Source organism: Lapidilactobacillus concavus DSM 17758 (assembly GCF_001435835.1).
Taxonomy (GTDB): Bacteria; Bacillota; Bacilli; order Lactobacillales; family Lactobacillaceae; genus Lapidilactobacillus; species Lapidilactobacillus concavus.
On sequence record NZ_AZFX01000027.1, the window covers coordinates 1 to 1,033 of the forward strand.

The 1,033-nt window shown below is 30.6% G+C and carries 1 protein-coding gene; it reads left to right on the plus strand.

Going from position 1 to position 1,033, the window contains the following annotated elements:
- Nucleotides 1-328 precede the first annotated feature (328 nt).
- The gene (locus FC15_RS09445) at nucleotides 329-913 is read left to right on the plus strand and encodes a VanZ family protein (RefSeq protein WP_057823728.1); all 585 of its coding nucleotides are present in this window, start codon (nucleotides 329-331) and stop codon (nucleotides 911-913) included.
- Nucleotides 914-1,033 lie beyond the last annotated feature (120 nt).

Consider the following 1,033-nt stretch of genomic DNA (forward strand, 5'->3'; position numbering starts at 1 on the left):
CTATACAATTCAGAAATCTTTTATGCATTTACACAAGATATTTTACGCTCTCTAAATAACACTAGACTGTGTCCTCGCGAAGGTAATCTCACCAGCATCGATTGAAAGGCATCTGCAATCTTAATTCATTCTATAGGTCTGTATGATAACCCGCTACTCGTTATAACACTCTAAAGAGCACTACTACTCAAATTGATTATTGACCTTTCCACAAACCCGGCAACTTCAATAAAATACATTTTATAGCCTAAATACTATAATACTTTTACAAGTTCACGTCTGATTGTTATAATGCAGTTAAATTAGTAAAAGAGGAAAGTCCTACGCTATGATACAACTTCCAAGTGGCAAATTTTATTCCGCGCCATATGTGATAAAAGCACCCATTTTATTTCCAATTGTCGCTATTTTGATAATCTTTCTTGTAATCCAAGTGAGAAAGCGAGAAAAACTGACAACTTACACTTTTTGCTCGATTACTATTTTTACCATTTACTTGTATTTCTTAACCGCAGTCACGCTATTTCCTATAAATTATTACCCAATTGGATCAGAAATCTATAACATCCCTTTTGGTAAGCAAATGATGTACAACTTTAATATTCTTAACCTTTTTTCGTATAATAAAAATCAGCTTATTGGCAATTTTATTTTACTCATGCCTTTTTCTTTTTTTATTTCAATTCTCAAAGAAAAATATGCACATCCTCGTACTAATTTCATTATGTTAATAAAAATAAGCCTGTCAATTGAAATATTGCAACTCGTTACCAATTATTTTTATATTGGAAGCAGAATCTTCGATATTAACGATCTCATCTTGAATATATTCGGCGGTTTTTGTGGGTATATCATTTTCACAGCAATAAAAAAAATCTTTTCCAAAGAGATAGATATATTCCGCATCGGCTAAAATTATCATAATAGTTTTTGGTGTAGAGTATTTCACTTTAATATGAATATCTCGCTTATGCATAAAGTAATAGGCTTATTTCTTTTATTTAGATGAAAACGATTGCAAATTTTTTATATG